Annotated in this window: 22 protein-coding genes; 14 read left to right on the top strand and 8 right to left on the bottom strand. The window is 70.6% G+C overall.

Annotated elements, in window-relative coordinates; translation table 11 throughout:
- The first annotated feature begins 145 nt into the window (after positions 1 to 145).
- The 3 genes from hutG to QSG27_RS00520 are packed head-to-tail and all read left to right on the top strand — an operon-like array spanning position 146 to position 3,140.
- Entirely contained in the window at positions 146 to 946 is an 801-nt protein-coding gene (hutG, locus tag QSG27_RS00530) for an N-formylglutamate deformylase (protein ID WP_306703162.1), read from the top strand.
- A 20-nt stretch (positions 947 to 966) separates the two neighbouring features.
- Complete coding sequence (locus tag QSG27_RS00525; RefSeq protein ID WP_306703161.1) at positions 967 to 2,355, top strand: formimidoylglutamate deiminase; 1,389 nt, start codon at positions 967 to 969, stop codon at positions 2,353 to 2,355.
- Entirely contained in the window at positions 2,352 to 3,140 is a 789-nt protein-coding gene (locus QSG27_RS00520) for an IclR family transcriptional regulator (RefSeq protein ID WP_306703160.1), read from the top strand. The genes QSG27_RS00525 and QSG27_RS00520 overlap by 4 nt, the downstream gene beginning before the upstream one ends.
- Before the next feature lie 15 nt (positions 3,141 to 3,155).
- Here the strand turns inward: QSG27_RS00520 and QSG27_RS00515 are convergent, their stop codons facing one another.
- From QSG27_RS00515 to pdxR, 4 genes are all read right to left on the bottom strand, one after another.
- Complete coding sequence (locus tag QSG27_RS00515) at positions 3,156 to 4,319, bottom strand: osmoprotectant NAGGN system M42 family peptidase (RefSeq protein ID WP_306703159.1); 1,164 nt, start codon at positions 4,317 to 4,319, stop codon at positions 3,156 to 3,158.
- A gap of 17 nt (positions 4,320 to 4,336) precedes the next feature.
- Complete coding sequence (gene ngg / locus QSG27_RS00510; protein WP_306703158.1) at positions 4,337 to 6,127, bottom strand: N-acetylglutaminylglutamine synthetase; 1,791 nt, start codon at positions 6,125 to 6,127, stop codon at positions 4,337 to 4,339.
- Positions 6,128 to 6,137: 10 nt separating this feature from the next.
- Complete coding sequence (locus QSG27_RS00505) at positions 6,138 to 7,913, bottom strand: N-acetylglutaminylglutamine amidotransferase (protein WP_306703157.1); 1,776 nt, start codon at positions 7,911 to 7,913, stop codon at positions 6,138 to 6,140.
- Positions 7,914 to 8,249: 336 nt separating this feature from the next.
- Entirely contained in the window at positions 8,250 to 9,692 is a 1,443-nt protein-coding gene (pdxR, locus tag QSG27_RS00500) for a MocR-like pyridoxine biosynthesis transcription factor PdxR (protein ID WP_306703156.1), read from the bottom strand.
- Positions 9,693 to 9,793: 101 nt separating this feature from the next.
- Here pdxR and QSG27_RS00495 point away from each other — a divergent pair, with 101 nt between their 5' ends.
- Positions 9,794 to 10,519: a pyridoxamine 5'-phosphate oxidase family protein gene (locus tag QSG27_RS00495; protein WP_306703155.1), complete on the top strand. Its 726-nt coding sequence runs from the start codon at positions 9,794 to 9,796 to the stop codon at positions 10,517 to 10,519.
- 9 nt (positions 10,520 to 10,528) lie between these two features.
- Here the strand turns inward: QSG27_RS00495 and QSG27_RS00490 are convergent, their stop codons facing one another.
- Positions 10,529 to 11,008, bottom strand: coding sequence for a DUF4112 domain-containing protein (locus tag QSG27_RS00490; protein WP_306703154.1), 480 nt, complete (start codon positions 11,006 to 11,008; stop codon positions 10,529 to 10,531).
- A 187-nt stretch (positions 11,009 to 11,195) separates the two neighbouring features.
- Complete coding sequence (locus QSG27_RS00485) at positions 11,196 to 12,323, bottom strand: AI-2E family transporter (RefSeq protein WP_306703153.1); 1,128 nt, start codon at positions 12,321 to 12,323, stop codon at positions 11,196 to 11,198.
- A gap of 244 nt (positions 12,324 to 12,567) precedes the next feature.
- On the opposite strand from QSG27_RS00485, the gene QSG27_RS00480 reads away from it, so the two are divergent.
- On the top strand, positions 12,568 to 12,993 hold the full coding sequence (locus QSG27_RS00480; RefSeq protein ID WP_306703152.1) for a Rap1a/Tai family immunity protein: 426 nt from the start codon (positions 12,568 to 12,570) through the stop codon (positions 12,991 to 12,993).
- Positions 12,994 to 13,043: 50 nt separating this feature from the next.
- Positions 13,044 to 13,337, top strand: a complete 294-nt coding sequence (locus QSG27_RS00475; protein WP_306703151.1) for a glycine zipper family protein — start codon at positions 13,044 to 13,046, stop codon at positions 13,335 to 13,337.
- Positions 13,338 to 15,235: 1,898 nt separating this feature from the next.
- On the opposite strand, the gene QSG27_RS00470 is transcribed toward QSG27_RS00475, so the two are convergent.
- Complete coding sequence (locus QSG27_RS00470) at positions 15,236 to 15,796, bottom strand: hypothetical protein (protein ID WP_306703150.1); 561 nt, start codon at positions 15,794 to 15,796, stop codon at positions 15,236 to 15,238.
- A gap of 113 nt (positions 15,797 to 15,909) precedes the next feature.
- A complete protein-coding gene (locus QSG27_RS00465; protein ID WP_306703149.1) occupies positions 15,910 to 16,782 on the bottom strand; it encodes a MurR/RpiR family transcriptional regulator in 873 nt (290 codons plus the stop codon).
- Between the two features lie 150 nt (positions 16,783 to 16,932).
- On the opposite strand from QSG27_RS00465, the gene QSG27_RS00460 reads away from it, so the two are divergent.
- From QSG27_RS00460 to QSG27_RS00425, 8 genes are all read left to right on the top strand, one after another.
- Positions 16,933 to 18,171, top strand: a complete 1,239-nt coding sequence (locus tag QSG27_RS00460; RefSeq protein ID WP_306703148.1) for a diaminopropionate ammonia-lyase — start codon at positions 16,933 to 16,935, stop codon at positions 18,169 to 18,171.
- On the top strand, positions 18,159 to 19,805 hold the full coding sequence (locus tag QSG27_RS00455) for an N-acyl-D-amino-acid deacylase family protein (RefSeq protein ID WP_306703147.1): 1,647 nt from the start codon (positions 18,159 to 18,161) through the stop codon (positions 19,803 to 19,805). Before QSG27_RS00460 ends, QSG27_RS00455 begins: the two co-directional genes overlap by 13 nt.
- A 143-nt stretch (positions 19,806 to 19,948) precedes the next feature.
- A complete protein-coding gene (locus tag QSG27_RS00450; protein ID WP_306703145.1) occupies positions 19,949 to 21,163 on the top strand; it encodes an amidase in 1,215 nt (404 codons plus the stop codon).
- Positions 21,164 to 21,199: 36 nt separating this feature from the next.
- The gene (locus QSG27_RS00445; protein WP_306703144.1) at positions 21,200 to 22,819 is read left to right on the top strand and encodes an ABC transporter substrate-binding protein; all 1,620 of its coding nucleotides are present in this window, start codon (positions 21,200 to 21,202) and stop codon (positions 22,817 to 22,819) included.
- Between the two features lie 100 nt (positions 22,820 to 22,919).
- Entirely contained in the window at positions 22,920 to 23,873 is a 954-nt protein-coding gene (locus QSG27_RS00440) for an ABC transporter permease (protein ID WP_306703143.1), read from the top strand.
- A 27-nt stretch (positions 23,874 to 23,900) separates the two neighbouring features.
- On the top strand, positions 23,901 to 24,794 hold the full coding sequence (locus QSG27_RS00435; protein ID WP_306703142.1) for an ABC transporter permease: 894 nt from the start codon (positions 23,901 to 23,903) through the stop codon (positions 24,792 to 24,794).
- A complete protein-coding gene (locus QSG27_RS00430; RefSeq protein WP_306703141.1) occupies positions 24,791 to 25,837 on the top strand; it encodes an ABC transporter ATP-binding protein in 1,047 nt (348 codons plus the stop codon). The genes QSG27_RS00435 and QSG27_RS00430 overlap by 4 nt, the downstream gene beginning before the upstream one ends.
- Complete coding sequence (locus QSG27_RS00425) at positions 25,830 to 26,825, top strand: ABC transporter ATP-binding protein (protein ID WP_306703140.1); 996 nt, start codon at positions 25,830 to 25,832, stop codon at positions 26,823 to 26,825. The genes QSG27_RS00430 and QSG27_RS00425 overlap by 8 nt, the downstream gene beginning before the upstream one ends.
- Positions 26,826 to 26,862 lie beyond the last annotated feature (37 nt).

Here is a 26,862-nt window from a genome sequence, read left to right as displayed (position 1 = left end):
TTTGTCATACTGGAGCATGACGGACGCCTTATGGCAACGCCGGCGTTGCGGTTCCACACCGCGCTCGCGGCGGGGTGCCGGTGGGGCGACAACAGGGATGCTGAAAGTTTTGCAGACAAAACAGATGTCGCAGGGGAGAGAGGGTATGGAGGTCTTCGGGTTCCGCGCCGCGCGCCGTCCGGTGCTGGTCAGCCTGCCCCACGCCGGCACCGCGCTGCCGGACGGATTCGTCGGCCGGCTGGTGCCGGCGGCGCAGGGACTGCCCGACACGGACTGGCACCTGCCGCGGCTCTACGATTTCCTGGAGGAGCTTGGCGTCGGGGTGATCCAGGCGCGCTTTTCGCGCTACGTCGTCGATCTGAACCGCCCCAGCAACGACACGCCGCTTTACAGCGGTGCCACCACCGGCCTGTGCCCCACCACCCTGTTCGACGGGACGCCGCTGTACCAGCCGGGCGCCGAGCCCGACTCGGCGGAGGTGGCGGAGCGGATCGCCCGCTACTGGACGCCCTATCACGACGCCATCACGGCGGAGATGACCCGGCTGCGCGACCGGTTCGGGCGCGCGGTCCTGTTCGACGCCCATTCCATCCGCTCCGCCGTGCCGCGGCTGTTCGACGGGCGGCTGCCCGACCTGAACATCGGCACCAACGAGGGGCGCAGCCTCGACCCCGCCCTGAGCGACCGGTTGAAGGCCGTCTGCGACGCCGCCGGAGCGGACGGCTTCACCCATGTGCGCGACGGGCGCTTCAAGGGCGGCCACATCACCCGCCATTTCGGGCGCCCGGATGAGAACTGGCACGCCGTGCAGCTTGAGATGGCGCAGGTGACCTACATGAACGAGGATGCGCCCTTCGCCTTTGCCGGGGAGCGCGCCGCGCGGGTCCGCCCGCATCTGCGGCGGTTCGTCGAAGCTATGTTGGATTGGGCGGAGGACCGGGCGTGACGGAGGCGGCGATGGACGGCATGAGCGGGCTTTTTTGCGGGCGGGCGCTGCTGCCCGAGGGCTGGGCCTCGAACGTGGCGCTGCGCTTCGACGCGCGGGGGACGCTGACCGCGGTGGAGCGGGACGCGGCGGCGAACGGTCTGCCGCAGGCCGCCGGGCCGGTGATCCCCGGCATGCCGAACCTGCACAGCCACGCCTTCCAGCGCGCCATGGCCGGGCTGGCGGAGCACGCCGGCCCCGCGGAGGACAGCTTCTGGACGTGGCGCGAGGCCATGTACGGCTTCGTCCGCCGCATGACGCCCGAGGCGGCGGAGGCCGTCGCGGCGCTGCTCTACATGGAGATGGCGAAGCAGGGCTACACGGCGGTGGCGGAGTTCCACTACCTCCACCACGACGCGGACGGGCGGCCCTACGCCGACCGGGCGGAGATGTCGCGCCGCATCCTCGCCGCCGCCGACACGGCGGGGATCGGGCTGACCCATCTGCCGGTGCTCTACGCCCACAGCGGTTTCGGCGGAAAACCGCCGTCCGACGGGCAGAAGCGCTTCATCAACGACGTGGACGGGCTGCTGTCCATCGTCTCGACCATGCAAGGGGCGATGGGCGCGGAGCGGGCGGGCCGCCGCGTCGGGCTCGCCCTGCATTCCCTGCGCGCGGTGACGCTGGAGGAGATGCGCGATGCGCTGGCCGGTCTCGACGCGCTCGACCCCGGCGCGCCCATCCACATCCACATCGCCGAGCAGACGGCGGAGGTGGACGACTGCGTCGCCTGGAGCGGCAGGCGCCCGGTGGAATGGCTGCTGGAGAACGCCCCGGTGGGGCCGCGCTGGTGCCTCGTCCACGCCACGCACCTGACCCCGGCGGAGGTGGACGGGCTGGCGGCGAGCGGAGCCGTCGCCGGCCTCTGCCCGACGACGGAGGCCAACCTGGGCGACGGGCTGTTCCCCGCCATTCCCTTCCTGGCGCAGGGCGGGCGGTTCGGCGTCGGATCGGACAGCCACATCAGCGTGTCGGCGGCGGAGGAGCTGCGCATTCTGGAATACGGCCAGCGGCTGGTGCAGCGGCGGCGCAACGTGCTGCGCGCCGGGGACGGCCCGTCCATCGGCGGCGGCCTGTACCGGGCTGCGCTGTCCGGCGGCGCGCAGGCGCTGGGACAGCCGGTGGCGGGCGGCGGCATCCGGGTGGGCCAGCCCGCCGATCTCGTGGTGCTTGACGCCGACAACCCGAAACTGCTTTCTCGCGCCGACGACAGCCTCCTCGACGCGTATGTCTTCGCAAGCGACGGGCACGCCGTGCGCGACGTGGTCGCCGCGGGGCGGACCGTGGTGCGCGAGGGCCGCCACGTCCGGGAGGACGCCATCCGGGCCGCCTACCGGCGCGCCATCGAGGGGTTGCGCCGGGACACATGAGCGAGACCGATCCGAACACCTACATCGCCCCGGCGCTGCAACGCGGGCTGGCCATCCTGGAGCTGTTCACGCCGCAGCGCCGGACGCTGTCCCTGACCGACATCGCCAAGGCGCTGGGGATCGGGCGGGCCTCGGCCTACCGGCTGGTCTTCACGCTGGAGCATCTCGGCTACATCGGGCGGGCGGGGGACGGCAAGTCCTACCGGCTGGCGCCGCGGTCGATGCAGCTCGGCTACCATTACCTGTCGGGGCTGGACGGGATCGAGGTGGCGATCCCCTACATCGACGGGCTGCGCGACAGCACGCAGATCTCGGCCCACATGGCGGTGCGCGACGGGACGGAAATCGTCTACGTCTACCGCGCCCACTCGCACATGACGCTGTCCAGCAACATCGCGGTCGGCTACCGCCTGCCGGCCCACGCCACCGCGATGGGCCGGATGCTGCTGAGCGGGCTCGGCGACGAGGCGATCGCGCAGCTCTACACCGGCGTGCGGCTGGACCGCTACAGCGACACCACCGCGGTCACGCTGACCTCGCTGATCCAGGAGGTGGCGGAGGACCGCAAGCGCGGCTGGACGATGAACCGCTCCTCCTTCGTGTCGGGGATCGTCGCCATCGCCGCGGCGATCCGCGACCACCGCGGGGAGGTCATCGCCGCCATCAACCTGTCCGGCCCCAGCGCCGTGATGGACCAGCCCGCCACGCTCGACCATCTGCGGGCCAAGGTGGTGGAGACGGCGGACGCGATCTCGCACCAGCTCGGCTACCTGCCGCGGGGCTGAGGCACGGTCCGCCGGCTATTCCTCCGGAACCGCCGCGGGGGCGGTGGGCTGCCAGGGGAAGGCGCCCATCGGTCCCATGCCGACACGGTCGCGCGGAATCGCGACGTCGCTCTGCATGTAGAGGGCGATCAGTTCGGCCAGCGAGCGCAGCGAGTCCGCGTGGATGCGCTCGTAGCCGTGGGAGCTGTCGATGCCGAAGCAGACCAGGGCCGTGCGGATGTCGTTGCCGGCCTCGATGGCGGCGGCGCTGTCGCAGCGGTAATAGCGGAAGACATCCCGCTGGTGCTCGATGTCATGGTCCCGGCACAGCGACAGCAGCTTGTGCGTCAGGTGATAATCGAAGGGGCCGGTGCTGTCGGCCATGGCGACGGTCACGCCGAACTCGCGGCTGTTCTGGCCCATGGCGGTGGTGCCGTTGTCGATGGTCACCATCTCCGCCACGTCCTTGTGCAGCACCGACGAGGCGCCGGACCCGACCTCCTCCGAGATGGTCAGCAGCAGGTGGCAGTCCACCGGCAGCGGCAGCTTGGCGTCGAGGATGGCCTTGGCCGCGGCGAAGATCACCGCCACGCCGGCCTTGTCGTCGAGGTGGCGGGAATTGATGAAGCCGCCGGCGTCGAACTCCGGCTGCGGGTCGATGGCCACGAAGTCGCCGATGTTGAAGCCGTGGCCGCACAGCTCCTCCAGCGTCTCGCAGCGGGCGTCCACCCGGATCTCCAGGTTGGTCCAGGCCACCGGCTGGCTGTCGATCTCCTCGTTGAAGGTGTGGCCGGACGCCTTCAGCGGCAGGATGGTGCCGCGGTAGCTGCCCTTGTCGGTGAAGACGGTGCAGCGCGCCCCTTCCGCGAAGCGCGCCGACCATGTGCCGATGGGCACGACCTCCAGCCGCCCGTTCGGCTTCAGCATTTTCACCTGGGCGCCCAGCGTGTCGAGATGGGCGACCACGGCGCGGTCGGGACTGTATTGCCGCCCCGCCAGATCGGCGCGGATGGCGCCGCGCCGGGTCAGCTCGAAGGGAATGCCCAGACGGTGCAGTTCGTCGCCGCAGAAATGCACGATCTGGTCGGTGTATCCGGTCGGGCTCGGGATCTCCAGCAGGCGGCGGAGAAGGCCGGTCAGATACTCCATGTCGATGACCGGGCAGACGATCCCGGTCCGCGTCAAGGCTGCCTGCTCCATGCCACCTCCTGCACGCATCACGCCCGCGGATCGTTCGCCGAATAGGGCGCCGAATAGGGCGCGGAATAGGGGAAAAGAAGATCGAGGAAGCGTTCGGCGGTGGGCTGCGGTTCGTGGTTGGCAAGGCCGGGCCGCTCGTTCGCCTCGATGATCGCGTAGTCGGACCCCAGCAGGTCGGGGATCAGGAGATCCAGCCCGACCACCGGAATGTCGAGGGCGCGCGCCGCCTCCACCGCCGCTTCCACCACGCGGTGGTGCAGGCGGTCGGTGATGTCGTGCAGCGTGCCGCCCGTATGCAGGTTGGCCGTCTTGCGCACGGCCAGCGCCTGCCCCTCCGGAAGGACCGAGTCCATGGAGAAACCGGCGTCGCGCACGCAGCGTTCCGTTTCATCGTCCATCGGGATGCGGCTTTCCCCGCCGGTGGCGGCGGCGCGGCGGCGGCTCTGCGCCTCGATGAGCTGGGCGATCTTGCGGTCGCCGGTGCCGACGATCTCCGCCGGACGGCGGACCGCGGCGGCGACCACGCGGTGATCGATGACCAGGATGCGCACGTCCTGGCCCTGAACGAACCGCTCCAGCAGCACCGTGTCGCAGACCGTCCGGGCCTTGCCGATGGCCCAGGACAGGGTTTCCGCGTCGCGCACGTCCACGGTGATGCCCTGGCCCTGCTCGCCGCGGGCGGGCTTGACCACGACGCTGCCGTGGCGTTCCAGGAAGGCGGCGTTGTCGTCCATGCCGCCGGCGGTCATCTGGTCCGGGACGGACAGCCCCGCCCGCAGCAGCGTGCGCCGGGTCACCGCCTTGTCGTCGCAGCGGAACAGCGCCACCGCCGAGGTCAGTTCGCTGAGGCTTTCGCGGCACAGGATGCTGCGCCCGCCCAAGCTGAGGCGGAACAGGTTGGAGTCCGCGTCCACCACCTCCACCCCGATGCCGCGGCGCCGGGCCTCGTTGATGATGATCATGGCGTAGGGGTTGAGGCTGGCCTCCACCGCCGGACCGGCGAACAGCTTCTCGTTGATCGGGTTCTTGGTCTTCAGCGCGAAGACCGGCACCCGCCGGAAGCCCAGCTTTTCATAAAGCGCGATGGCGTTGGCGTTGTCGTGCAGGACCGACAGATCCATGAAGCTGCGCCCGCGCTCCCGGAAATGCTCCGCCAGCGCGCGGACCAGCGCCTCGCCGATGCCGGGATAGGCGGCTTGCGGGTCGACCGCCAGACACCAGAGGGAGGAACCGTTCTGCGGGTCCTTGAAGGCGCGGGCGTGGTCCACCCCGGTGACCGAGCCGATGACCGCCCCGCTGACCGGATCGGTGGCGATCAGGTGGGTCAGCACGCGGCTGTCGCGCTCCGCCCACCAGAATTCCGGGTCCATGGTGACCATGCCGCGGGCGCCGTAGATGCGGTTCACGGCGTCGGCGTCCTGGCGGCGGCGCGGCTTCTCGATGGTGAAGCCGCGCGTCTCGATGCCCGGTCGGAACCCGGCCAGCCGCAGGCGGTAGGTGTGGGAGGGGTCGAGGAACAGCTCGGTCGGCGCCTGGGCCAGCGCCACATGCGGGTCCTCCAGATACAGCGCGATGTCGCGCCGTCCCGGCCCTTCCTGCCGCATCGCCGCGATCAGTTCGCCAACGTCGGGGAAGGTGTGGGCGAACAGCAGGCGGCCCCAGCCGCAATTCACCACGGCGCGCGGCGTCGGCCCGGTTCCCGCCCCCGTCCGGCGGCTCGGGCGCGGCGCGGCCTCGTCCATCAAGGCGGACACCAGGGCGCGTTCGATGCGGAAGGACGTCTCGTTGCGGTTCTGTATCATCGTCATCTTGCGGTGTTCAGATCCCGTGGGTTTGCAGCCAGAATTCCAGCAGGGCGGCCTGCCAGAGCTTCGACCCGCGAAGCGGCGTGATATGGGACTCCGGATCGTGGAACAGGCGGTCCAGATAGGCCGGTTGGAACAGCGCGCGCTCCCGCGCGGCGGGCTGCTTCAGCACGTCGCGGACCAGCTCCAGATAGGGGCCGCGCAGGTATTTCAGCGCCGGCACCGGGAAATAGCCCTTGGGCCGGTCGATCACGGCGGCGGGGACGACCTGCCGCGCGGCCTCCTTCAGGACGTGTTTGCCGCCGCCGCGCAGCTTCAACTCCGGCGGGACGCGGGCGGCGAGTTCGACCAGATCGTGATCGAGGAAGGGAACACGCCCTTCCAGGCCCCAGGCCATGGTCATGTTGTCCACCCGCTTCACCGGGTCGTCCACCAGCATGACCGTGGTGTCGATCCGCAGCGCCTTGTCCACCGGGCGGTCGGCACCGGGCCGGGCGAAATGGGCGGCGACGAAGGCGCTGGCCGCGTCCTCATCAGCCAGATATTGCGGGTTCAGCGCCTCGGCCATCTCGTCGCGGTTGCGGTCGAAGAAGACGCGGGCGTAGGCGGACAGCGGGTCCGCCGCCTCCATCATCGGCGGGTACCAGTGGTAGCCGGCGAAGATCTCGTCGGCGCCCTGGCCGCTCTGCACCACCTTCACATGCCTGGAGACCTCCTGCGACAGCAGGAAGAAGCCGATGGCGTCGTGGCTGACCATCGGTTCCGACATCGCCCGCACGCAGTCCTGAAGGGCGGGCAGGGCGCGCCCGCTGTCGATGAACAGCTTGTGGTGGTCGGTGCGGAAGCGCTCGGCGATCAGGTCGGAATACTGGAACTCGTCGCCCGCCTCCTGCCCGACGGTCTCGAAGCCGATGGAGAAGGTCTGAAGGCCGGTCTGCCCGGCCTCGGCCAACAGGGCGACGATGACGGAGCTGTCCAGCCCGCCCGACAACAGCACGCCGACCGGCACGTCGGCGACCAGCCGCCGCTCCACCGCCTTGCGCAGGGTGGACAGCACGGCGTCCTGCCAGTCGCGCTCCGACATCCGGTCGTCGCCGGGCTGCGGGCCGAAGACCGGCTCCCAATAGGTCTCCTCGCTGCGGCGCCCGTCCGGCTCCAGCGTCAGCAGCGTGGCCGGCGGCAGCTTGCGCACGCCCTTCAGGATGGTCCGCGGCGCCGGGACGACGGCGTGGAAGCTCATGTACTGGTAGAGCGCCACCGGGTCGATGCCGGTGTCGAGGTCGCCGCCGGCCAGCAAGGCGGGCAGGGTGGAGGCAAAACGCAGCCGCCCTGCCGTCTCCGACAGGTAGAGCGGCTTGATGCCAAGCCGGTCGCGGCCCAGCGTGATGCGCCCGCTGTCGCGTTCCCAGATGGCGAAGGCGAACATGCCGTAGAGCCGCTCGACGAAGCGGCGGCCCCAGGCGTGATAGGCTTTCAGCAGGACTTCGGTGTCGCCGTGCGAGAAGAAGCGGTAGCCCTTGGCCTCCAGCGCCGCCCGCAGCTCCGGATAATTGTAGATGCAGCCGTTGAAGACGATGCCGAGGCCGAGCTCTGGATCGACCATCGGCTGCTGCGCCGCTTCGGACAGGTCGATGATGCTCAGCCGCCGGTGGCCGAAGGCCAGCCGGCCATGGGCGAAGACGCCTTGCCCATCGGGGCCGCGCAACGCCAGGGCCTCGGTCATCGAGCCGACCGCGGACGCGGAGGCCGGGCGTGAATCGAAGCGGATTTCCCCGCTGATGCCGCACATTGTAAGAAAAATCTCCGTCTTTGAATCGGATGGCCGCCGGAAAAGGCTGAAGAGCAGCGCGTCTTCAACAGGCGCGCAGCTTGATCGTCGCAAGGTTGGGCCTGTCTTGCCGGGGGTATCCGGGGTAGGGGGCGCCCAAAGACCGGAGAGGGCCGGGCCGGGAATGGGTGATCGGGGGTAACCCGTCCGGCTGGAACGGCGCCGCCACCGGGGAAAGCCAAGGGGTGCGGCGGGGGAGTGCGCAATGGAGGGGGTGCGCTTTTTATCGGTAACCCCTTTTCCCCGCTCCCTGGAGGGGCTATTACGACCACGATGCGGTCATCTCGGGAAAAAGAATTAGACGTCTAATTTTGCGGCCGCCAACGCCGCCGCCAATTCGCGGGCGGCGTGGCGCAGGGCGCCCGGTTCGTGGCCGGTGAAGCCCAGCATCAGCCCTTGCAGGGGCGGGGCGGCGATGTGCATCGGGCTGACCGGGCGGGCGGCGATCCCACGCCGGGCCGCCGCTGCCGCCACGTCGAGGTCCGACAGGCCGGGGCGAAGCCGGGCGATCAGCTTCATGCCCTGCTCCGGCACCTCCGCCTCCATCCAGGGCGACAGATGGGCGCCGATGGCCTCGGCCAGCGCGTCCCGCGCGGCCATGTAGCGGCGGCGCATACGGCGCAGGTGCGGGCCGAAATGGCCTTCCTCCAGGAAATCGGTCACCACGCCGGTGTACAGCGTCGCCGGGTGCCAGTCGGTCAGGCGGCGCATGGTCAGCACCGGCCCCACAAGCTCCGGCGGAAGCACGGCGTAGCCCAGCCGCAGACCGGGGAACAGCACCTTGCTGAAGGTGCCGACATAGATCACCCGCCCGCCGCCGTCGATTCCCTGAAGAGAGGCCAGCGGACGGCCCGCGTAGCGGAACTCGCTGTCGTAATCGTCCTCCAGCACCCAGGCCCCGGCCCGCCGCGCCCAGGCCAGAAGCTCCATCCGCCGCGCCATGGACAGCACGACGCCCAGCGGATAGTGGGAGGAGGGGGTGACATAGGCCAGCCGCGCGTCCGGCGAGGCGGCGACGCCCGCCGCCACCTCCATCCCCTGCCCGTCGACCGGCACCGGCACGACGCGGGCCTGCGCCGCCTCCAGCGCCGCGCGCACCGCGGGGTAGCAGGGGTCCTCCAGCCACACCGGGTCGCCGGGCCGCAGCAGCACCCGCAGCACGAGGTCGATGGCCTGTTGGGCGCCCGCGGTGATCACCACCTGCTCCGGCTCGCAGCGCACGGCCCGCGCCGTCTGGAGATAGCGGGCGATGGCGTGGCGCAGCGCCGCCGGCCCGCCGGGCTCGCCATAGCCCAGCATCTCCGGGTCGGGCCGCTGCAACCGCCGCAGGGTCAGGCTGCGCCAGATCTGGAGGCTGCGCTCGTCCAGCGCGCAGCGCCCGGTGCTGAAGGGGGCGGTGCCGAACGGGTCGGTCGGCGCCGCCGTCGTCCTTTCGTGGCGGGGCGGCTCCGGGGGAGGGACCTCCAGCCCGTCCGGCAGGTCGCGGGACACGAAGCTGCCCGCCCCGACACGTCCCTCGATGAAGCCTTCGGCCAGAAGCTGTTCATAGGCGGCGACCACCGTGTTGCGCGCGACGCCGAGCCGTTCGGCCAGAGCGCGCGTCGGCGGCAGCTTCCCGCCGGGCGGCAGCGCCCCCGACAGAATGGCGCGGCGCAGCTCCCGGTAGACCTGCCGCAGCAGCGGCTCCGTCCCGGTCCGGTCGATGGGCAGGAGCATAAGGTCGGACAGGTCGGCGGCCATCGGGATTGGTCCGGTCTCTGTGGTCGGAATTGGCTCTCACGCCGGACCAATGGCTAGGCTCTAATGGCGCCGTTGTCCACCTCTTCGAAATGAGTTCCGCGATGTCCGAGGCCGTTCCGTCCGACAGCTACCCCGTCACCGACCGCAACCGGGTGAAGCGCCTGCACGAGCGGGGGCGCTACGACCGCGCCTCCGTCCACGCCATCCTCGACGCGGCGATGATCGCGCACATCGCCTACGTCATCGACGGTCAACCCTACTGCACCCCCACGGCCTTCTGGCGGGAGGGCGACCATCTCTACTGGCACGGCTCCTCGGCCAGCCGGATGCTGCGCACGCAGCGCGACGGCCTGCCGGTCTGCCTGACCGTGACGCACCTGGACAGCCTTGTGCTGGCCCGCACCGGCTTCAACCATTCGACCGATTACCGGTCCGCCATGTGCTTCGGCACGGCGCGCATCGTGGAGGAGCCGGAGGCGAAGGCCCGCGCGTTGGACGCCATGATCGACCGCTTCTATCCGGGGCGCAGCGCCGAATTGCGGGCCAGCACGGCGCAGGAGATCAAGGCGACCATGGTCGTCGGGATGGAGATCGAGGAGGCGAGCGGCAAGGTGCGCAGCAAGGGCCTGTCCGATGACGAGGAGGACCGGCCCCTGCCCATCTACGCCGCCCGCTATCCGGTGGTCCAGGTGATCGGCGCGGCGGAGCCCTGCCCGCATCTTCCCGCGGACATGCCCGTCCCGCCGGGGCTGGCGGGCTTCACCGCCGGGCGCCGGCTGGACGAACTGATGCTGGAAAGCCACCGCGCCACGTTCGGCGGGGAGTAACCCCCGCCGTCACCGCGTCCGGCGCCACTCGCCATCGATGGTGTAGGGCGCCGAACGGCGGCGGTGGGTCCGGTGGCCATAAGGGTGGCCGCCGTGGGGAGGATGGCGGTCCAGATGCTCGGCCAGGATCGCCATGTTCTTGCGGTTGGCCTTCCAGAACACGTCGGCGACGTTGCCCAGAACCGGCACGGCGCTGATCAGGCTGTCCATCGCCACGTTGCCGACCATGCGCATCAGCTTGCCGCGCGGCACGCCCAGCCTCCAGGCTTCGCGGATCAGATAGCCGGACACCGCCGTGGTGGCGAGGTTGCCGACGCCGGGCACCAGGCCCAGCACCGCGTCGGCGCCGAAGGTGATGTTCGTGCCCGGAACGCGGACCGCGCTGTCCATCAGCCGCGTCAGCCATTCCAGCCGCTGGCGCGCGGCGCCATGCGCCGTATCGCCATAAGCGGAAGCGTACCGGAAAGAGGAAAAGGACGTGTCGGTCATACGGACCCTCCAGATGGGGACGGCGGTTCCGTCCACTCAGGTGAAGGGCTCCGACATCGCGGTCCGTACCGTGCGGACCGCCAGAGGGGCCCGGAGCCAGTCCCGCACAGATGGCCCGGTCCCTCTCCCTTCGCAAGATCCGGTCTTCATATTTTCGTATGAGTACGGCGAAATCATTCCCCCAAAATCAGGCCGCCTCTTCGTCGCCTCCGCCGCTCCATTCCTGGACGAGGCTGTAGGCGACCGCCAGCAGGGTCGGGCCGAGGAACAGCCCGATCAGCCCGAAGGCCAGCAGCCCGCCGACGATGCCGAGGAAGATCACGATGAAGGGCAGGTCGCTGCTCCGCCCGATCAGGATGGGGCGCAGCGTGTTGTCCATCGTGCCGACCAGCAGCCCGACCCACACTGCGACGAACAGGGCCATGCCGGTCTCCCCGCGGCCAGCCAGCCAGATCACCGCCGGCACCCAGATCAGCGCCGGCCCCATCGGCACCAGCGTCAGGAAGAAGGTCAGGAAGCCCAGGAAGAAGGCGCCGGGAAGGCCGGCGATCCAGTAACCGAGCGCCGCCGCGATGGCCTGGACCAGCGCCGTGCCCAGCACCCCGCGCACCACGCCGTTGATGGTCTCGCCCGCGACGTCCAGCGCCCGCCGGGCCCGCCGCCCGGCGATCCGGCCCATGACGTTGCCCAGCCGCTCCACCCCCGCCTGCCCGTCGCGGTACAGAAAGAAGGCGATGAAGACGCTGACCGCGATCAGCGACGTGCCGGACAGCAGATTGCCGCCCGCCGCCAGCACCCAGTCGCGCATCAGCCCCAGATAGGGCCGCAGCACCGTGCGCAGGCTGGCCTCCCCGCCGGACAAGGTGGTCCAGGCGTCCTGAAGCGGCGCGCCCGCCCCGGGCAGGGCGGCGAGCCAGGCGGGAAGCGGCGGCAATCCGCTGTCCATGGCCGAATGCACGGCTTCGAACAGGCGCAGCACATGCTCCGACATCTCCGCGCCCAGCAGGGTCAGCGGCCCGACCAGGAGGGCCATGACCGCCAGCGTCATCAGGCCCGCCGACAGGGTGGTCCGTCCGCCCAGCGCGCGTTCCAGCCGCCGGTGCAGCGGCCATGTGCTGAAGGTCAGGATCACCGCCCAGAGGATCGCGGCAAGGAAGGGGCGCAGCACCACGAAGCAGCCCGCCACCAGCCCCAGCATCAGCGACAGCACCATCGCCTTGCGGACATAACTCATGTCCTGGGGGCCGTAGCGATCCGGCGATCCGTCCTGCCGCAGCGCGCCGCCCTGGAATCCGTCCTGGAATAGGTGAGTCATCGCGCGATCCCGCCGATTCAATTCTCGGGCCCAATTTCCCGGCCCGATTTCCCATCTGCCGGTCCGGACTCTCGGCAATGGTGGGGGACATGCAGAGGTAAGGAACGGTTTCGTACCCGTTCGGCGCGCCGCCGGGCGGTGGCTCGTTACCGTATCTCCCTTCCGCACGCGCGGATTCCGGCGCTCAATTGCGCGGGATTGCGGCTCGATCCTCGCCGCGTCCGAACCATTCCGGGAGCAGAACATGACGATGCGTCTCGCCGCGCCGTTCGCGGCCCTGCTGGCCGCCGGTCTGGCCTCGGCGGCCGTCACGGCGGCCTTCGCCCAGACGACCGGGGCGCCGCCCGACGGTCCCTCTCAGACGGTGTTCCAGGTCCGCACGACCGGCGATCTGGTCCGGCTGTGCGAGGCGGTGCCGAACACCACCACCGGCATCGCCGCGCTGCATTTCTGCCACGGCTTCGCGGTCGGCGCCTACCAGTACCACCAGATCGTCAGCGCGGCGGAGAACAAGCGCCCGCTGTTCTGCCCGCCCAACCCGCAGCCGTCGCGCGACGAGGCCATAGCCGGTTTCATCGGCTGGGCGCAGAAGAATCCCAGCCAGATGGAGACGCCGCCGGTCGAGGGGATGTTCCGCTATCTGGCGCAGCGCTACCCGTGCCGCGCCTGATGCCAGCCCCTTTGCATCCGATTCCATGAACCTTTGGGGTGAGACGAGCCATGTTCCGCCATCCGATCCCACGTTTCCTGCCTCTCTGGGCCGCTGTGCTGGCCGTTCCGCTGGCCGGCTGCTCCGACATGTCCCCGACCCAGCAGCGCGCGCTGACCGGCACCACCGGCGGTGCCGCGGGCGGTGCCATCATCGGCGCCATCGCCGGCAACGCCGGGATGGGTGCGGCCATCGGTGCGGCCACCGGCCTCGCCGGCGGGCTGGTCTACGACTATCACAAGAGGTCGGAGCAGTCGGCCTACCAGCGCGGCGTCCAGGCCGGGCAACAGGGCCAGAAGCAGTAGGGCGCGGCGATCGGGAGGAGGCCATGACGACGCGGCGATGGCTGGCGCTCGCGCTCCTCCCGTTCCTGGCGGCGGGCTGCGCCGCGCCGGTGACGGTGGAGCATCTGGACCATGGCTCGGTCCATCGGGAACTGACCCGGAACGTCCTGACCGCCGACGCGCTCAGCGACCCGTCGCGCAACGTGCTGCGCCGCTGGTCCCTGCTGGACCGCTTCACGGCCCAGCCGGACCTCGCCATCGCCGAGCTTCACGCGAAGGTCGCCGCTGGGGCCGCCGCCGGGCGGGGCGGGACCGACGAGCTGTTCGCGCTGGCCGAGATGTCCTTCCTCCACGCGAGCGACCTGGGCGGACGCCCCCATTACCTCGCCGCCGCCCTGTACGCCTACGCCTTCCTGTTTCCGGGACCGGCGGGGCCGCCGCCCAGCCCGTACGACCCGCGCTTCCGTCTGGCCGCCGACCTCTACAACCGCGGCCTGACCTCCGGCCTGTCCACGGAAGGGGGGCAGGGGGAGATCGCCGTGCGGGAGGCCACCTACCGCCTTCCCTTCGGGCAGCTCGACGTGGCCTTCGACCCGCAGGAGCTGGCCTGGGGCGGGCGGACGCTGACCGGTTTCTTTCCCGTGGCCGAACTGGAGATCCAGGGGCTGGACGCCCGTTACCGCCAGCCGGGGATCGGCGCGCCGCTGGCCGCCGGCACCTCGCCGGGGCCGGAAATCCGGGGTTTCCAGGTCGCCGCCCGCGTCAAGACGCCGGTCACGGCGCTGCTGCGGATTCCCGACCCGCGCACGCAGCTTGCCGCAGGCGCGGTGCACGCACGGCTGGAACTGTACCCGTCCTCCGACACGGAGACGGTCCTGATCGACCGGCAGCCGGTCCCGCTGGAGACGGAGTCCACCGCCTCGCTCGCCTACATGCTGAGCGGCCTGCCGGTGTGGGAGTTCGAATTCGGCGGATTCCTGCGCGGCAACATGCTGGACCGCTCGCCGTCCCGGCTGGTGGCGCTGGAGCCCTACCGGCCCGGACGCATTCCCGTCGTCTTCGTCCATGGCACGGCGTCCAGCCCGGTCCGCTGGGCGGAGATGCTGAACGACCTGGCCAGCGACCCGCAGATCCGCGACCATTTCCAATTCTGGTTCTTCAGCTACGAGACCGGCAACCCGGTGGTCTATTCCGCGCTGCTGCTGCGCGAGGCGCTGGAGCAGGCGGTGGCCGGGCTGGACCCGGCGGGGCGGGAGCCGGCGCTGCGCGACATGGTGGTGATCGGGCACAGCCAGGGCGGGCTGCTGACCAAGCTGACGGCGGTCGATTCCGGCCCGGCCTTCTGGAACGCGGCCTTCAGCAAGCCGCCCGCCGCGCTGGACGTCGATCCGAACACCCGCAGCCTGCTGACCCGCGCCCTGTTCGTGAAGCCGGTGCCCTCGGTCAGGCGGCTGGTCTTCATCGCCACGCCGCACGGCGGCAGCTACGTCGCCGGCAACCGGATCAGCCACTTCGTCGCCAGCCTGGTGCGGATGCCCATCGACATCCTGAAGGCGACCACGGAAATCGGGAAGGCCGAGGGCGTCACCGCCGGGTTGCGCCGCCAGCAGGGGTTCGGCAGCGTCCACGCCATGACGCCGGGCAGCCCGCTGGTCCGCAACCTGTCGCGCACCCCCATCGCTCCGGGCATCAAGGCGCATTCGATCATCGCGGTGCGCGGCGACGGGCCGGTGGAAACCGGCGACGACGGGGTGGTGGAATACAGCAGCGCCCACATCGCCGGGGTGGAATCCGAGTTCATCGTCCGTTCCGGCCATTCGACCCAGGCCGATCCGCACACCATCGGGGAGGTCCGGCGGATACTCCTGCTGCACTGGGAAGAGTCCTGCGTGCGCCGCGGCGATTGCGGGGTCGTGGCCTCACAGCAGCATCAGAAAGGCCGGAAGGCCGCCCAGAACGGCGCCCTGGGAACCGCCCCACAGAACGTCGCCCTGCTCCACCGACCGGCGAAGCGCCGGGTCGGTGCCGCGCAACTGGCACAGGGCGAAGATGGCCGCGTTGACGGCCCCAGCCAGGGCGAACCACAAAATCCAGGGCGGCATGCCGCCGAGCCACACGGCGGGGGTCAGCATCAGGGCGGTCCGTCCGGTCCAGGACAGGCCGCGGAACAGCAGCGCGTCCCATGACCAGCGGCCGGCCTCGCCGACCGGCCCGAAGGGCAGGAGATGCTGCCCGGCGAGAGTCGCCCCGGCGGTCGCCGCTCCGACGATCAGCGCCCGGTCCGGCGGCATCGCCAGCGACCACAGGGCGGTGCTGAGCAGCGTCGCCGGGACGCCCCACAGCAGCAGGCGCGGCAACGCGCCCGCCTGACGGCTGAGCGCGCTGAGGAACAGGCTGCCGAGCAGCGAGCAGGTGACGGTGAGCAGGACGGCGGCGAACAGCAGATAGTCGATGACGAACTGTTCGGTCAGCATCACCATGGCCGCGTTCTCCCGCCTGTTCTTTGTTCGTGTTCCCCCCAATTACGGTGGCGCGCGGATGGCCCGGCGTCAATGGAAATCCCCCCGATTTTCGGGGGCCTCCCACCCCACCCTTACTCCTCCTCGTCGCGCAGGGCGAAGGTCATCAGGCGCCCGTGCATCCGCTCGACGCGGTCCATCCGCTCCACCGCCGGATCGCCCATGGTGGTGACCACGCGGCTGAACAGGTGGTTCAGCAGGCTCATCGGGGCGACGTAGGAATCGAACAGCGTCACGCTGCGGGTGTAGCAGCGCAGAACGATGTCGGCCATGCCGGCGCTGCGCACCGCGGTCGGGTCGGTCAGCAGGATGGAGCGCGCTCCGCCCTCCCGCGCGATGGCCAGCGCGTCCAGCAGGGCCTGCAACCGCCGCCGGAAACCGATGGCCAGCACCACGTCGCGGGGGCCGACGTCCACCATCTCCTCGGCCAGCGACAGGGCGCCGCCGGGGGCCAGCCGTACGTCCGGCTTCAGTTGCGACAGCAGGGCATGGGCGTACACCGCCAGCGTGCGGGAATTGCGGAAGCCGATCACCCAGATCCGCTCCGCCTCGGCCAGCGCCGTCACCGCCTCGTTCAGCGTGTCGGAGCGCATGCCCTCCAGCGTCCGCGTCAGGTTCTGCAAATCCTGGCCGAGATGCGCCCCGATGTTCCCCGCCGCGGCGCGGGCCGGCTCCGATTCCAGGAAATCGCTGAGCGGCGAGCCGCCGTCACCGCCGTCGCGCGCCTGCACGCGGGCCGCGTTGTAGCTCTCGTAGCCGAGGCGGCGGAAGAAGCGGACGGCGGTCGCCTTGGACACGCCGGCCCGGTCGGCCAACTCCGTCGCGGAATAGCCGGCGAGGTTGTCCTGGCATTCCAGAACCACCTTGGCGAGCTTCTTCTCGCTGGCGGTGAACTGGTCATGCAGGTCGAGGATGCGCCGCTCGATGCTGGGCGTGGCTCCGTCCATGGGCTCCGTTCCGGTCATGCATCCTCACTATGAAACAGTCGTTGCGAATTTTGATACGCAAGAAACGCATGGTTCATATTTCTGTTGACGGCGGGGCCGGCGGGGGTTTGCCTTAACGGCGAACCGCAGGCCAACAAGGCAGAATTCCCGATGCCCGGATCACCGCTGCTCCACCCGACCGCCCTTTACCACAACCCGCGCGCCGACCGCCAAGCCTCCTACGGGGCGGAGCGGCGGCGGGTGCTGAGCCTGGAGGCGCACGCCACCGCACGGCGCGCCATCGCCGCGTGGCCCGGCTACGCCCCGACCCCGCTGGCCGCCCTGCCGGGGCTGGCGGCGGCGGCGGGGGTCGGGCGCCTGTGGTACAAGGACGAGGGCGGGCGCTTCGGGCTCGGCAGCTTCAAGGCGCTGGGCGGGGCCTACGCGGTGTTCCGCCTGCTGGCGGCGGAGGTGGCGGCGCGCACCGGCGGGCCGGAACCCAGCGCCGCGGACCTGCTGGCGGGCCGTCACCGCAGCGTGGTGTCGGCGATCACCGTCACCTGCGCCACCGACGGCAACCATGGGCGCTCCGTCGCCTGGGGAGCGAAGACCTTCGGCTGCGGCTGCGTCATCTACATCCACGCCACGGTCAGCGACGGGCGCCGCGACGCCATCGCCGCCTTCGGGGCGGAGGTGGTGCGCACCGAAGGCAATTACGACGACGCGGTGCGGCGGGCCGGGGCGGACGCCGCGGCGAACGGCTGGCTGGTCGTCTCCGACACCTCCTACGACGGCTACATGGACGTGCCCCGTGACGTGATGCAGGGCTACACCGTCATGGTGCAGGAGGTGGTGGAGCAGCTTCCCGCCGGGGAGCGCCCGACCCACGTCTTCATCCAGGCGGGTGTCGGCGGGCTGGCCGCCGCCGTCTGCGGCCATCTGTGGGAGCGCTGGGGGCCGGACCGCCCGCGCCTGATCGTGGTGGAGCCGGACAAGGCCGCCTGCCTGTACGAGAGCGCCAGGGCCGGGCGCCCCGCCACGGTGACGGGCGATCTGGGCACCATCATGGCCGGTCTGGCCTGCGGCGAGGTCTCCCTGCTGGCCTGGACGATCCTGGAGGCCGGGGCCGACGCCTTCCAGACCGTCACCGACGACGCGGCCCGCGAGGCCATGCGCCTGCTGGCGGCGGGCACCGGCGGCGACCGCCCGCTGGTGGCGGGGGAGTCCGCCGTGGCCGGGCTGGCGGGCCTGCTCTGCGCGCTGGGCGCCGGGGCGGGGAAGGAACTGGGGTTGGGGCCGGATTCCCGCATCCTGCTGTTCGGCAGCGAGGGCGACACCGATCCGGATCTCTACGCCGCCATCGTCGGGCGGAGCGCCGATGAGGTGAGGGCCGCCGCATGCGCGAACTGATCCGCGACGCCCTGATCGTCAACGGCGACGGGCTGACCGAGCCCTTCGCCGGGGATGTGCTGATCGAGGACGACCGCATCGTCCGGCTGGGCGCCGTCCCGCTGACCGATGCCCAGACCGCCGACCATGTGCTGGAGGCGGAGGGGAGGGCGCTGGCCCCCGGCTTCGTGGACATGCACAACCACGGGGCGTTGGGCGGCACGCGGGTCGGCGCGCAGGGGATGCCGCTGTCCTGCGAGATGGCCCTGCTTGGCGGGGTGACCAAGCGCATCTGCGGCGTGGACGGCCTGTCGCCCGCCCCGGTGGCGGAGGCCCAGCGCAGCGAGTACGCCGCCCAGCTCAAGCCGCTGGACGGCGCGGTGGACGGCGAGTGGTGCTGGTCCTCCGTCGCGGAGTTCTTCGCCTGGCACCAGGGGCGCTCGGTCACCGACATGGGGCTCTATCTGGGGCACAGCGCGGTGCGCCGGGTGGTGATGAGCAACCTCGCCCGCGTCGCCACCGATTCCGAGGTCGAGGCCATGGCCGCGGTGGTGCGGCGGGAGGCGCCCTGGACGCTCGGCCTGTCCACCGGGCTGGTCTACAACCCGGCGGTCTATTCCGACCAGCGGGAGATCACCGCGCTGGTCCGCGCCTTCAACGAGGTGAAGCCGGGCGCGCTGTTTCCGCATCTGCGCTCCGAAAGCGACATGATCCTGGAATCGCTGCGCGAGGTGCTGGAGGCCGCGGTGGACGGCGGCGGCGGCTACGGCAACGAGCATTCCAAAATCGCCGGGCGGCGCAACTACGAGAAGATCGGCGCGCTGGAGGGCATGCTGGCCGACGCCGCGTCCAGCGTGCCGACCATCGAGAACATGTACCCCTACACCGCCGGCTCCACGACCGGGGACGCCATCTTCCCGCCGGAGATCCGGGCCGGGACGCGGGCGGAGTTCGTGGCGCGGCTGCGCGACCGTTCGGTGCGCGGCGCGCTGTTCCAGCGCATGCGCGGCGACACCACCGGCTGGGACAATTTCGTCGATTTCTGCGGCGGGCTGGAGGGCATCCAGATCGCCGGGGTGAAGGAGGGGGTGGGCGACGCCTTCCTGGGCAAGCGTCTGGGCGACGTGGCCCGCGCACGGGGAGCCGCCGATCTGGAGTCGCGCGCCGCCTTCGACGCCGTGTTCGATTTCTACACCGACAACGAGGCCGAGATCGGGATCATCACCCATTACGGCAACGACCTGACGGTGGAACGCTTCTTCCGCCGCCCGACCATGGCGATCTGCACCGACGGCCTGATGCCCGGACCGGGGCAGAAACCGCACCCGCGCTCCATCGGCGCTTTTCCCAAGGCGCTGCGCCTTGCCCGTGAAATGGGCATACCCATGCAGGAGATCGTCTACCGCATGGCCACCATGCCCTGCCGCTTCCTGCGCCTGCCCGACCCGGTGCTGAGAGAGGGGGCGGACGCCTCCCTTGTACTGATCGATTGGGATCGGGTGCGGGAAATGAATGATTATTTCAATCCGCTGGTCCCGCCGCAGGGCATCGACGCCGTGTGGGTGCATGGTTTGCGGGTGCTGGACCATGGCGCATTCCTTCCGCCGCACCCCTTCGGGGGGCGTCTGCTTATTTCACAGGCAAGCCGCCAATGAAACAGGCGGTCCTTTCAAGGAAAAATCTGAAACAGACGTTTCAGATTTCTGTTGACGCGGACCCGTTGCCGCTGGTCTCGTAAGGGCACGGGAGACAGCGCCGGAGCGCGTCACCCACCGCCTTTTGTCCCGAGGGGAAGTCCATGACCGATGCCCTCAACGCCTTCATCGAACCGGATCTGCGGATCGACGGCGCCCCGGACGGCCCGCTCGCCGGGCTGACCTTTGCGGTGAAGGATCTCTACGCCACCGCCGGGCGCGTGACCGGCGCCGGAAACCCAGACTGGAAGCGCACCCACGCGCCGGAGCCGCGCCACGCCGCCGCGGTGCAGGCTCTGCTCGGCGCCGGGGCCTCGGTGCGCGGCATCGTCCACACGGACGAGCTGGCCTTCAGCCTGAACGGGCGGAATTTCCATTACGGGACTCCGCTGAACAGCGCCGCCCCCGACCGCGTGCCGGGCGGCTCCTCCAACGGCTCGGCGTCGGCGGTGGCCGGCGGGGCGGTGGATGTGGCGCTGGGCACCGACACGGGTGGGTCGGTGCGCGTCCCGGCCAGCCATTGCGGCCTGTTCGGCATCCGCCCGACCCATGGCGTCATCTCCGGCGAGGGCATCGTTCCCCTGGCCCCCAGCTTCGACGCGGTGGGCTGGTTCGCCCGCGACGCGGCGACGCTGGCGGCGCTGGGCGACGTGCTCCTGCCGCCGGACGCGGCGGGGACGCCGGAAACGGTGACCGGCCTGATCGTCGCCGGGGACGCCTTCGCGGAGGCCGACCCGGAGATCCGGGACGCCTTCGTGCCGCTGCTCGCCGCTCTGGAGACGGCCTTCGGCCTGATCGCGCGGGACGGCGCGCTGGCGCCGCTGCCGCTGGCCGACGCCTTCGAGGCCACCCGCCTGCTGACCATGGCCGAGCTGAAGCGCGTCCACGGCGACTGGATGCGCACCACCCGCCCGGCCTTCGGCCCCGGCCTCGCCGCGCGCTTCCAGGCCGCGCTGGACCTGCCGGAGCACGCCACGGTTCCGGCCCAGGCCGTCCGCACGGCGGTCACGGCGCATCTGCGCGGCACCCTGGCCGGCGGTGTCCTGGCCGTCCTGCCCACCGTGCCGGCCCCGCCGCCCTTCCGCGACGACCCGCAGGAGACGCTGGAAGCCTACCGTTTCCGCGCGCAGCGGCTGACCTGCCCGGCGGGTCTGGCCGGGGTGCCGCAAGTGAGCATTCCCGCCGTCCGCATCGGCGGCGCGCCGGTCGGCCTGTCGCTCGTTGGGGCGGCGGGGTCGGACCGGCTCCTCCTCGCCGCCGCGGCCAAGGCCGCGGAGGCCATCGCGACCATCACCGCACCGGGTTCCGCCATTTCCTGACGCCCAGCCCATCGCCCCCTCAGGGAGACGCTCGACATGACGTTCACCTTCTCACGGCGCCTCGTTCTGGCCGGCGCCGCCGCCATCGCCTTGTCCGCCGCCGCCTTCGCCCCGGCCACCGCCCAGGCGCAGGGCACCCTGCGCATCGGCATGACCGCCGCCGACATCCCGCTGACCCACGGCTCGCCGGACAACGGCTTCGAAGGTTTCCGCTTCGCCGGCTACACCATGTACGACGGTCTGGTGAATTGGGACCTGTCCACGGCGGACAAGCCGTCGGCCATCAAGCCGGGCCTCGCGCTGAGCTGGGAGGCCGACCCGAAGGACACCACCAAGTGGACCTTCAAGCTGCGCCCCGGCGTCAAGTTCCACGACGGCTCGGCCTTCGACGCCAAGGCGGTGGCCTGGAACTTCGACAAGCTGCTGAACAAGGACGCGCCGCATTTCGACGCGCGGCAGGCGTCGCTGGTCGGCTTCCGCGCCGCCTCCATCGCCTCCTACAAGGTGGTGGACGACCTGACCATCGAGTTCACGACCAAGACGCCGGACAGCTTCCTGCCCTACCAGCTCTCCTTCATCCTGATGGCCAGCCCGGCCCAGTATGAGGCGGTGGGCAAGGATTGGGCGAAGTTCGCCGCCCAGCCCTCAGGCACCGGCCCGTTCAAGCTGGAGAAGCTGGTGCCGCGCGAACGCGCCGAGCTGGCAGCGAACAAGGCGTATTGGGACACCGCCCGCGTGCCGAAGCTGGACAAGCTGGTGCTGATCCCGATGCCGGAGGCCAACACCCGCACCGCCGCCCTGCTGTCCGGTCAGGTGGACGTGGTCGAGGCGCCGCCGCCCGACACCATCCCGCGCCTGAAGTCGTCGGGGATGCAGATCTCCTCCAACCCCTACCCGCACATCTGGCCGTACCACCTCAGCCGCCTGCCGGACAGCCCGTGGAACGACGTCCGCGTCCGCAAGGCCGCCAACCTCGCCATCGACCGCGAGGGGCTGACCGAGCTTCTCGGCGGCTACGCCGTTCCGGCCAAGGGCCATGTGGTGCCGGGCAGCGCGTGGTACGGCAAGCCGAGCTTCGACATCAAGTACGACCTCGCCGCCGCCAAGAAGCTGATGGCCGAAGCCGGCTACGGCCCAGGCAAGCCGGTCAAGGCGAAGGCGATCATCTCCCCCAGCGGGTCGGGCCAGATGCTGCCGCTGCCGATGAACGAGTTCATCCAGCAGAACCTGAAGGAGATCGGCATCGAGCTTGAGTTCGAGGTCATGGAGATCACCTCGCTCATCAACCGCTGGCGCGCCGGTGCCAAGGCGGAGCAGAACGCCGGGGCCTCCATCATCAACTTCAGCTACGCCACGGTCGATCCGTTCAACGCCTTCGTCCGCTTCGTGAAGAGCGACCTGCACGCCCCGAACGGCGTGAACTGGGGCTTCTACGCCGACCCGGCGATGGACGCGCTGGCCGCCAAGGCCCAGAACACCTTCGACAAGGCCGCGCAGGACGAGATCCTGGGCCAGATCCACGCGAAGATGGTGGACGACGCCCTGTTCGTCTGGGTCGTCCACGACGTGGCGCCGCGCGCCCTGTCGCCGAAGGTCAAGGGCTTCGTCCAGGCGCAGAACTGGTTCCTCGACCTGTCGCCGGTCACGGTGCAGTAAGGCGCCGGCGGCGTTTTGCCCTCTCCCTAACCCTCCCCTGCGTCAGCGGGGGAGGGCCGGGGTGGGGGCAATGCGCACCCCCGCAACGCGGAGACCCGCCATGTTCACGTACATCCTGCGCCGCATCCTCTACATCGTGCCGATCGCGCTCGGCGTGACGCTGCTGGTGTTCGGGCTGGTGCACATCGCGCCGGGCGACCCGCTGAACGCCGTCGTCGGCCCCGACGCACCGGCGGAGGTGGTGGAACAGCTCCGCCGCGCCTACGGCTTCGACCAGCCCCTGCCGATCCAATACCTGATCTATCTCGGCCATGTGCTGACCGGCGACCTCGGCCAGTCGGTGGCGACCGGGCGGCCCGTCGCGGCGGATCTGGGTCGCGCGCTGGCCAACACGCTGGTGCTGTCCATCGGCGCGGCGCTCGTCGGCTTCACCAGCGGCACGCTGCTGGGGGCGCTGGCCGGCTGGCACCGCGGCGGCCTCGTGGACCGCTTCGCCACCATCCTGACGCTGATCGGCGTCAGCGTGCCGCATTACTGGCTGGGCATGGTGCTGGTCATCGTCCTGTCGGTGGAGCTGAACCTGCTGCCGGCCATGGGCATGGCCCCCGGCGGGGCCGCCGGCTGGGGCTTCACCGGGGAGCATCTGGCCCACGCGGTGCTGCCGGTCATCACCATGTCGGTGATCCCCATGGGCATCGTCGCCCGCTCCGTCCGCGCCACGGTGGCCGACGTGCTGCACCAGGAGTTCGTCCAGGCGCTGCGCGCCAAGGGGCTGGGCCGCGGCCCGGTGCTGCGCCATGTCGTGCGCAACGTGGCGCCGACGGTGGTCTCGGTGCTCGGCCTCCAGTTCGGCTACCTGCTGGGCGGCTCGATCCTGATCGAAACGGTGTTCTCCTGGCCCGGCACCGGCTTCCTGCTGAACGAGGCGATCTTCAAGCGCGACATCCCGCTGCTTCAGGGCACCATCCTGATGCTCGGCCTCTTCTTCGTGCTGCTGAACCTCCTGGTGGACATTGCGCAGGCGGCGCTCGACCCGCGCATGCGCCGCTCCTGATCCCGGCCCGACCGACGGAGAATTCTCTTGGAAGCAACGGCCGCCAAACCTTCCTTTCCCGCCAAGCCGAAGGCGGCGCGCTCGCCCGGCTACTGGACCATGGTGGGCCGGCGCCTGCGCCGCGATCCCGTCACCATGGCCTGCCTCGCGCTGCTGCTGGCGATCGTGCTGTCCGCGGTCTTCGCCGACCTGCTGGCCCCCGCCGATCCCTACAAGACCAGCATGATCCGCCGGCTGAAGCCCATCGGCACGCCGAACCACCCGCTGGGCACGGACGAGCTGGGCCGCGACATGCTCTCGCGCCTGCTTTACGGCGGGCGGATGTCGCTGGTCATGGGCATCACACCGGTGCTGAACGCGCTTGCCATCGGCGGGCTGCTGGGCATCGTCGCCGGCTTCTTCGGCGGGCGGCTGAACATGGCGATCATGCGCACCATGGACGTGCTCTACGCCTTCCCGTCCGTGCTGCTGGCCGTCGCCATCTCCGGCGCGCTCGGTTCCGGCCTGACCAACGCCATCGTGGCGCTGACCATCGTCTTCATCCCGCCGCTGGCCCGCATCGCCGAGACGGTGACGACCCAGGTGCGCGGCCTCGACTTTGTGGACGCCGCCCGCGCGTCGGGGGCGGGAAGCCTGACCATCATCCGTGTGCATCTGCTGCCCAACGTGCTGGGGCCGATCTTCGTCTACGCCTCCAGCCTGATCAGCGTCAGCATCATCCTGGCCTCCGGACTCAGCTTCCTCGGGCTGGGGGTGGAGCCGCCGCAGGCGGAATGGGGCCTGATGCTGAACACGCTGCGCCAAGCCATCTATGTCCAGCCCTGGGTGGCGGTGCTGCCCGGCGCGCTGATCTTCCTGACCTCGATCTGCTGCAACCTCGCCAGCGACGGGCTGCGCACCGCCATGGAGGTGAAGCTGTGACGTCCCTGCACCGTCTCGACCCCGTTCCCGACATCGGCGGGCCGCAACAGCCGCTCCTGTCGGTGGGAAACCTGACCAAGCATTTCCCGGTGCGCGGCGGCCTGACCGGGCCGAAGCCGGTGGCCCGCGCGGTGGACGGCGTGAGCTTTTCCGTCGCCAAGGGGGAAACCCTGGGCGTGGTCGGCGAGTCCGGCTGCGGCAAGTCCACCACCGCGCGCCTGCTGATGCGCCTGATCGAACCCGACGGCGGCGACATCGTCTTCGACGGCGAGACGGTCGGCACCCGCAGCGGCCTCAGCTTGCGCGAGCTGCGCCGCCGCATGCAGATGGTCTTCCAGGACAGCTACGCCTCGCTGAACCCGCGCCTGACCATCGCTGACAGCCTGGCCTTCGCCCCGATGGTGCACGGCGTGTCGCGGCGCGACGCGACGGCGGTGGCCGGCGACCTGCTGGGCCGCGTCGGGCTGGACCCCGGCACCTTCATGGGCCGCTACCCGCACGAGCTGTCGGGCGGCCAGCGCCAGCGGGTGAACATCGCCCGCGCGCTGGCGCTGCGCCCGCGCCTCGTCATCCTGGACGAGGCGGTGTCGGCGCTCGACAAGTCGGTGGAGGCGCAGGTCCTCAACCTGCTGGTGGAGCTGAAGCGCCAGCTCGACCTCACCTACATCTTCATCTCGCACGACCTGAACGTGGTCCACTACATCTCCGACCGCGTGCTGGTGATGTATCTGGGCAAGGTGGCGGAGGTCGGGCCGGTGGAGGCCATCTACGGCCGTCCGGCGCACCCCTACACACGGGCGCTGTTCTCCGCCCGGCTGTCCATGGACCCGGACGAGCGCACCGCGGCGGCCCCGCTCCAGGGCGACCCGCCCAACCCGATCAACCCGCCGTCCGGCTGCCGTTTCCGCACGCGCTGCCCGCACGCCACCGGCGTCTGCGCGGAGCGGGAGCCGGTCCCGATGGATCTGGGCGGCGGCCACATCGTCGCCTGCCATCTGCACGATTCCGCATCCGGCCATCCGGAGGCCCACGCCTATGCCTGACGACAACACGCCGCTCCTGTCCGTCTCCGGCCTGACCGTCTCATTCCGGACGGAGCGCGGCACCGCCAGCGCCATCAACGGCGTTGATTTCACCCTGAAGCGCGGCGAGGTGCTGTGCCTGCTGGGCGAGTCCGGATCGGGCAAGAGCGTGACCCTGCGCGCCCTGATGCGGCTGCTTCCCGAACGGCGCAGCCGCATCGGCGGCACGGTCCTGCTGAACGGGGAGGATGTCTACACCCTGCCGGAACGCCGCATGGAGCGGCTGCGCGGCAAGGCCATCTCCATGGTCTTCCAGGAACCGATGCTGGCGCTGGACCCTGTCTACACCATCGGCCACCAGATCGCCGAAACCATCGTCCGCCACGAGGGCGTGAGCTTCGCCGACGCGGAGCGCCGTGCGCTCGACCTGCTGGAGCGGGTGCAGATCCCCTCTGCCAAGCGCCGCCTGAAAGCCTACCCTCACGAGATGTCCGGCGGCATGCGCCAGCGCGCGATGATCGCGCTCGCGCTGAGCTGCAACCCGGCCCTGCTGCTGGCCGACGAGCCGACCACGGCGCTGGACGCCACGGTGCAGATGCAGATCCTTCTGCTGCTGCGCCAGCTTCAGGCCGAACTGAACATGGCCGTCATCATGGTGACCCACGACATGGGCGTGGCGGCGGAGACCGCCGACCGCATCGCCGTGATGTACGCGGGCCGCTTCGTCGAACTGGGCACCGCCCGGCAGGTGTTGAAGACGCCGCAGCATCCCTACACCGCGGGGCTGATGTCCTCCACCGTGCACGGCAACATGCGCGGCCATGCGCTGGAGGCCATTCCCGGCGCGCCGCCCGACCTGACGGCGCTGCCGCCGGGCTGCGCCTACGCCCCGCGCTGCGCCTACGCGGAGGCCGCCTGCACCGCGGCACCGCCCCCCGAAACCTGGCTGGAGCCGGGCCGCATGGCCCGCTGCGTGCGCGCCTGTGCCGCCGTTCCCGCCGCCGTCTGACCCGTTCGCCGGACAACCCTCTCCCCAGGGGGGAGAG

Origin of the sequence: Azospirillum isscasi (assembly GCF_030849505.1) — a bacterium.
Lineage (GTDB): Bacteria > Pseudomonadota > Alphaproteobacteria > Azospirillales > Azospirillaceae > Azospirillum > Azospirillum isscasi.
The sequence above is the reverse complement of the archived record's forward strand: the minus strand, read 5'-3'. Positions and strand labels throughout refer to the sequence as shown.

What these genes read in the sequence shown, in the direction of transcription:
- hutG (WP_306703162.1), top strand. Translation starts at nt 146, where the DNA reads ATGGAGGTCTTCGGGTTCCGCGCCGCGCGCCGTCCGGTGCTGGTCAGC.
- QSG27_RS00525 (WP_306703161.1), top strand. Translation starts at nt 967, where the DNA reads ATGAGCGGGCTTTTTTGCGGGCGGGCGCTGCTGCCCGAGGGCTGGGCC.
- QSG27_RS00520 (WP_306703160.1), top strand. Translation starts at nt 2,352, where the DNA reads ATGAGCGAGACCGATCCGAACACCTACATCGCCCCGGCGCTGCAACGC.
- QSG27_RS00515 (WP_306703159.1), bottom strand. Translation starts at nt 4,319, where the DNA reads ATGGAGCAGGCAGCCTTGACGCGGACCGGGATCGTCTGCCCGGTCATC.
- ngg (WP_306703158.1), bottom strand. Translation starts at nt 6,127, where the DNA reads ATGACGATGATACAGAACCGCAACGAGACGTCCTTCCGCATCGAACGC.
- QSG27_RS00505 (WP_306703157.1), bottom strand. Translation starts at nt 7,913, where the DNA reads ATGTGCGGCATCAGCGGGGAAATCCGCTTCGATTCACGCCCGGCCTCC.
- pdxR (WP_306703156.1), bottom strand. Translation starts at nt 9,692, where the DNA reads ATGGCCGCCGACCTGTCCGACCTTATGCTCCTGCCCATCGACCGGACC.
- QSG27_RS00495 (WP_306703155.1), top strand. Translation starts at nt 9,794, where the DNA reads ATGTCCGAGGCCGTTCCGTCCGACAGCTACCCCGTCACCGACCGCAAC.
- QSG27_RS00490 (WP_306703154.1), bottom strand. Translation starts at nt 11,008, where the DNA reads ATGACCGACACGTCCTTTTCCTCTTTCCGGTACGCTTCCGCTTATGGC.
- QSG27_RS00485 (WP_306703153.1), bottom strand. Translation starts at nt 12,323, where the DNA reads ATGACTCACCTATTCCAGGACGGATTCCAGGGCGGCGCGCTGCGGCAG.
- QSG27_RS00480 (WP_306703152.1), top strand. Translation starts at nt 12,568, where the DNA reads ATGACGATGCGTCTCGCCGCGCCGTTCGCGGCCCTGCTGGCCGCCGGT.
- QSG27_RS00475 (WP_306703151.1), top strand. Translation starts at nt 13,044, where the DNA reads ATGTTCCGCCATCCGATCCCACGTTTCCTGCCTCTCTGGGCCGCTGTG.
- QSG27_RS00470 (WP_306703150.1), bottom strand. Translation starts at nt 15,796, where the DNA reads ATGGTGATGCTGACCGAACAGTTCGTCATCGACTATCTGCTGTTCGCC.
- QSG27_RS00465 (WP_306703149.1), bottom strand. Translation starts at nt 16,782, where the DNA reads ATGGACGGAGCCACGCCCAGCATCGAGCGGCGCATCCTCGACCTGCAT.
- QSG27_RS00460 (WP_306703148.1), top strand. Translation starts at nt 16,933, where the DNA reads ATGCCCGGATCACCGCTGCTCCACCCGACCGCCCTTTACCACAACCCG.
- QSG27_RS00455 (WP_306703147.1), top strand. Translation starts at nt 18,159, where the DNA reads ATGCGCGAACTGATCCGCGACGCCCTGATCGTCAACGGCGACGGGCTG.
- QSG27_RS00450 (WP_306703145.1), top strand. Translation starts at nt 19,949, where the DNA reads ATGACCGATGCCCTCAACGCCTTCATCGAACCGGATCTGCGGATCGAC.
- QSG27_RS00445 (WP_306703144.1), top strand. Translation starts at nt 21,200, where the DNA reads ATGACGTTCACCTTCTCACGGCGCCTCGTTCTGGCCGGCGCCGCCGCC.
- QSG27_RS00440 (WP_306703143.1), top strand. Translation starts at nt 22,920, where the DNA reads ATGTTCACGTACATCCTGCGCCGCATCCTCTACATCGTGCCGATCGCG.
- QSG27_RS00425 (WP_306703140.1), top strand. Translation starts at nt 25,830, where the DNA reads ATGCCTGACGACAACACGCCGCTCCTGTCCGTCTCCGGCCTGACCGTC.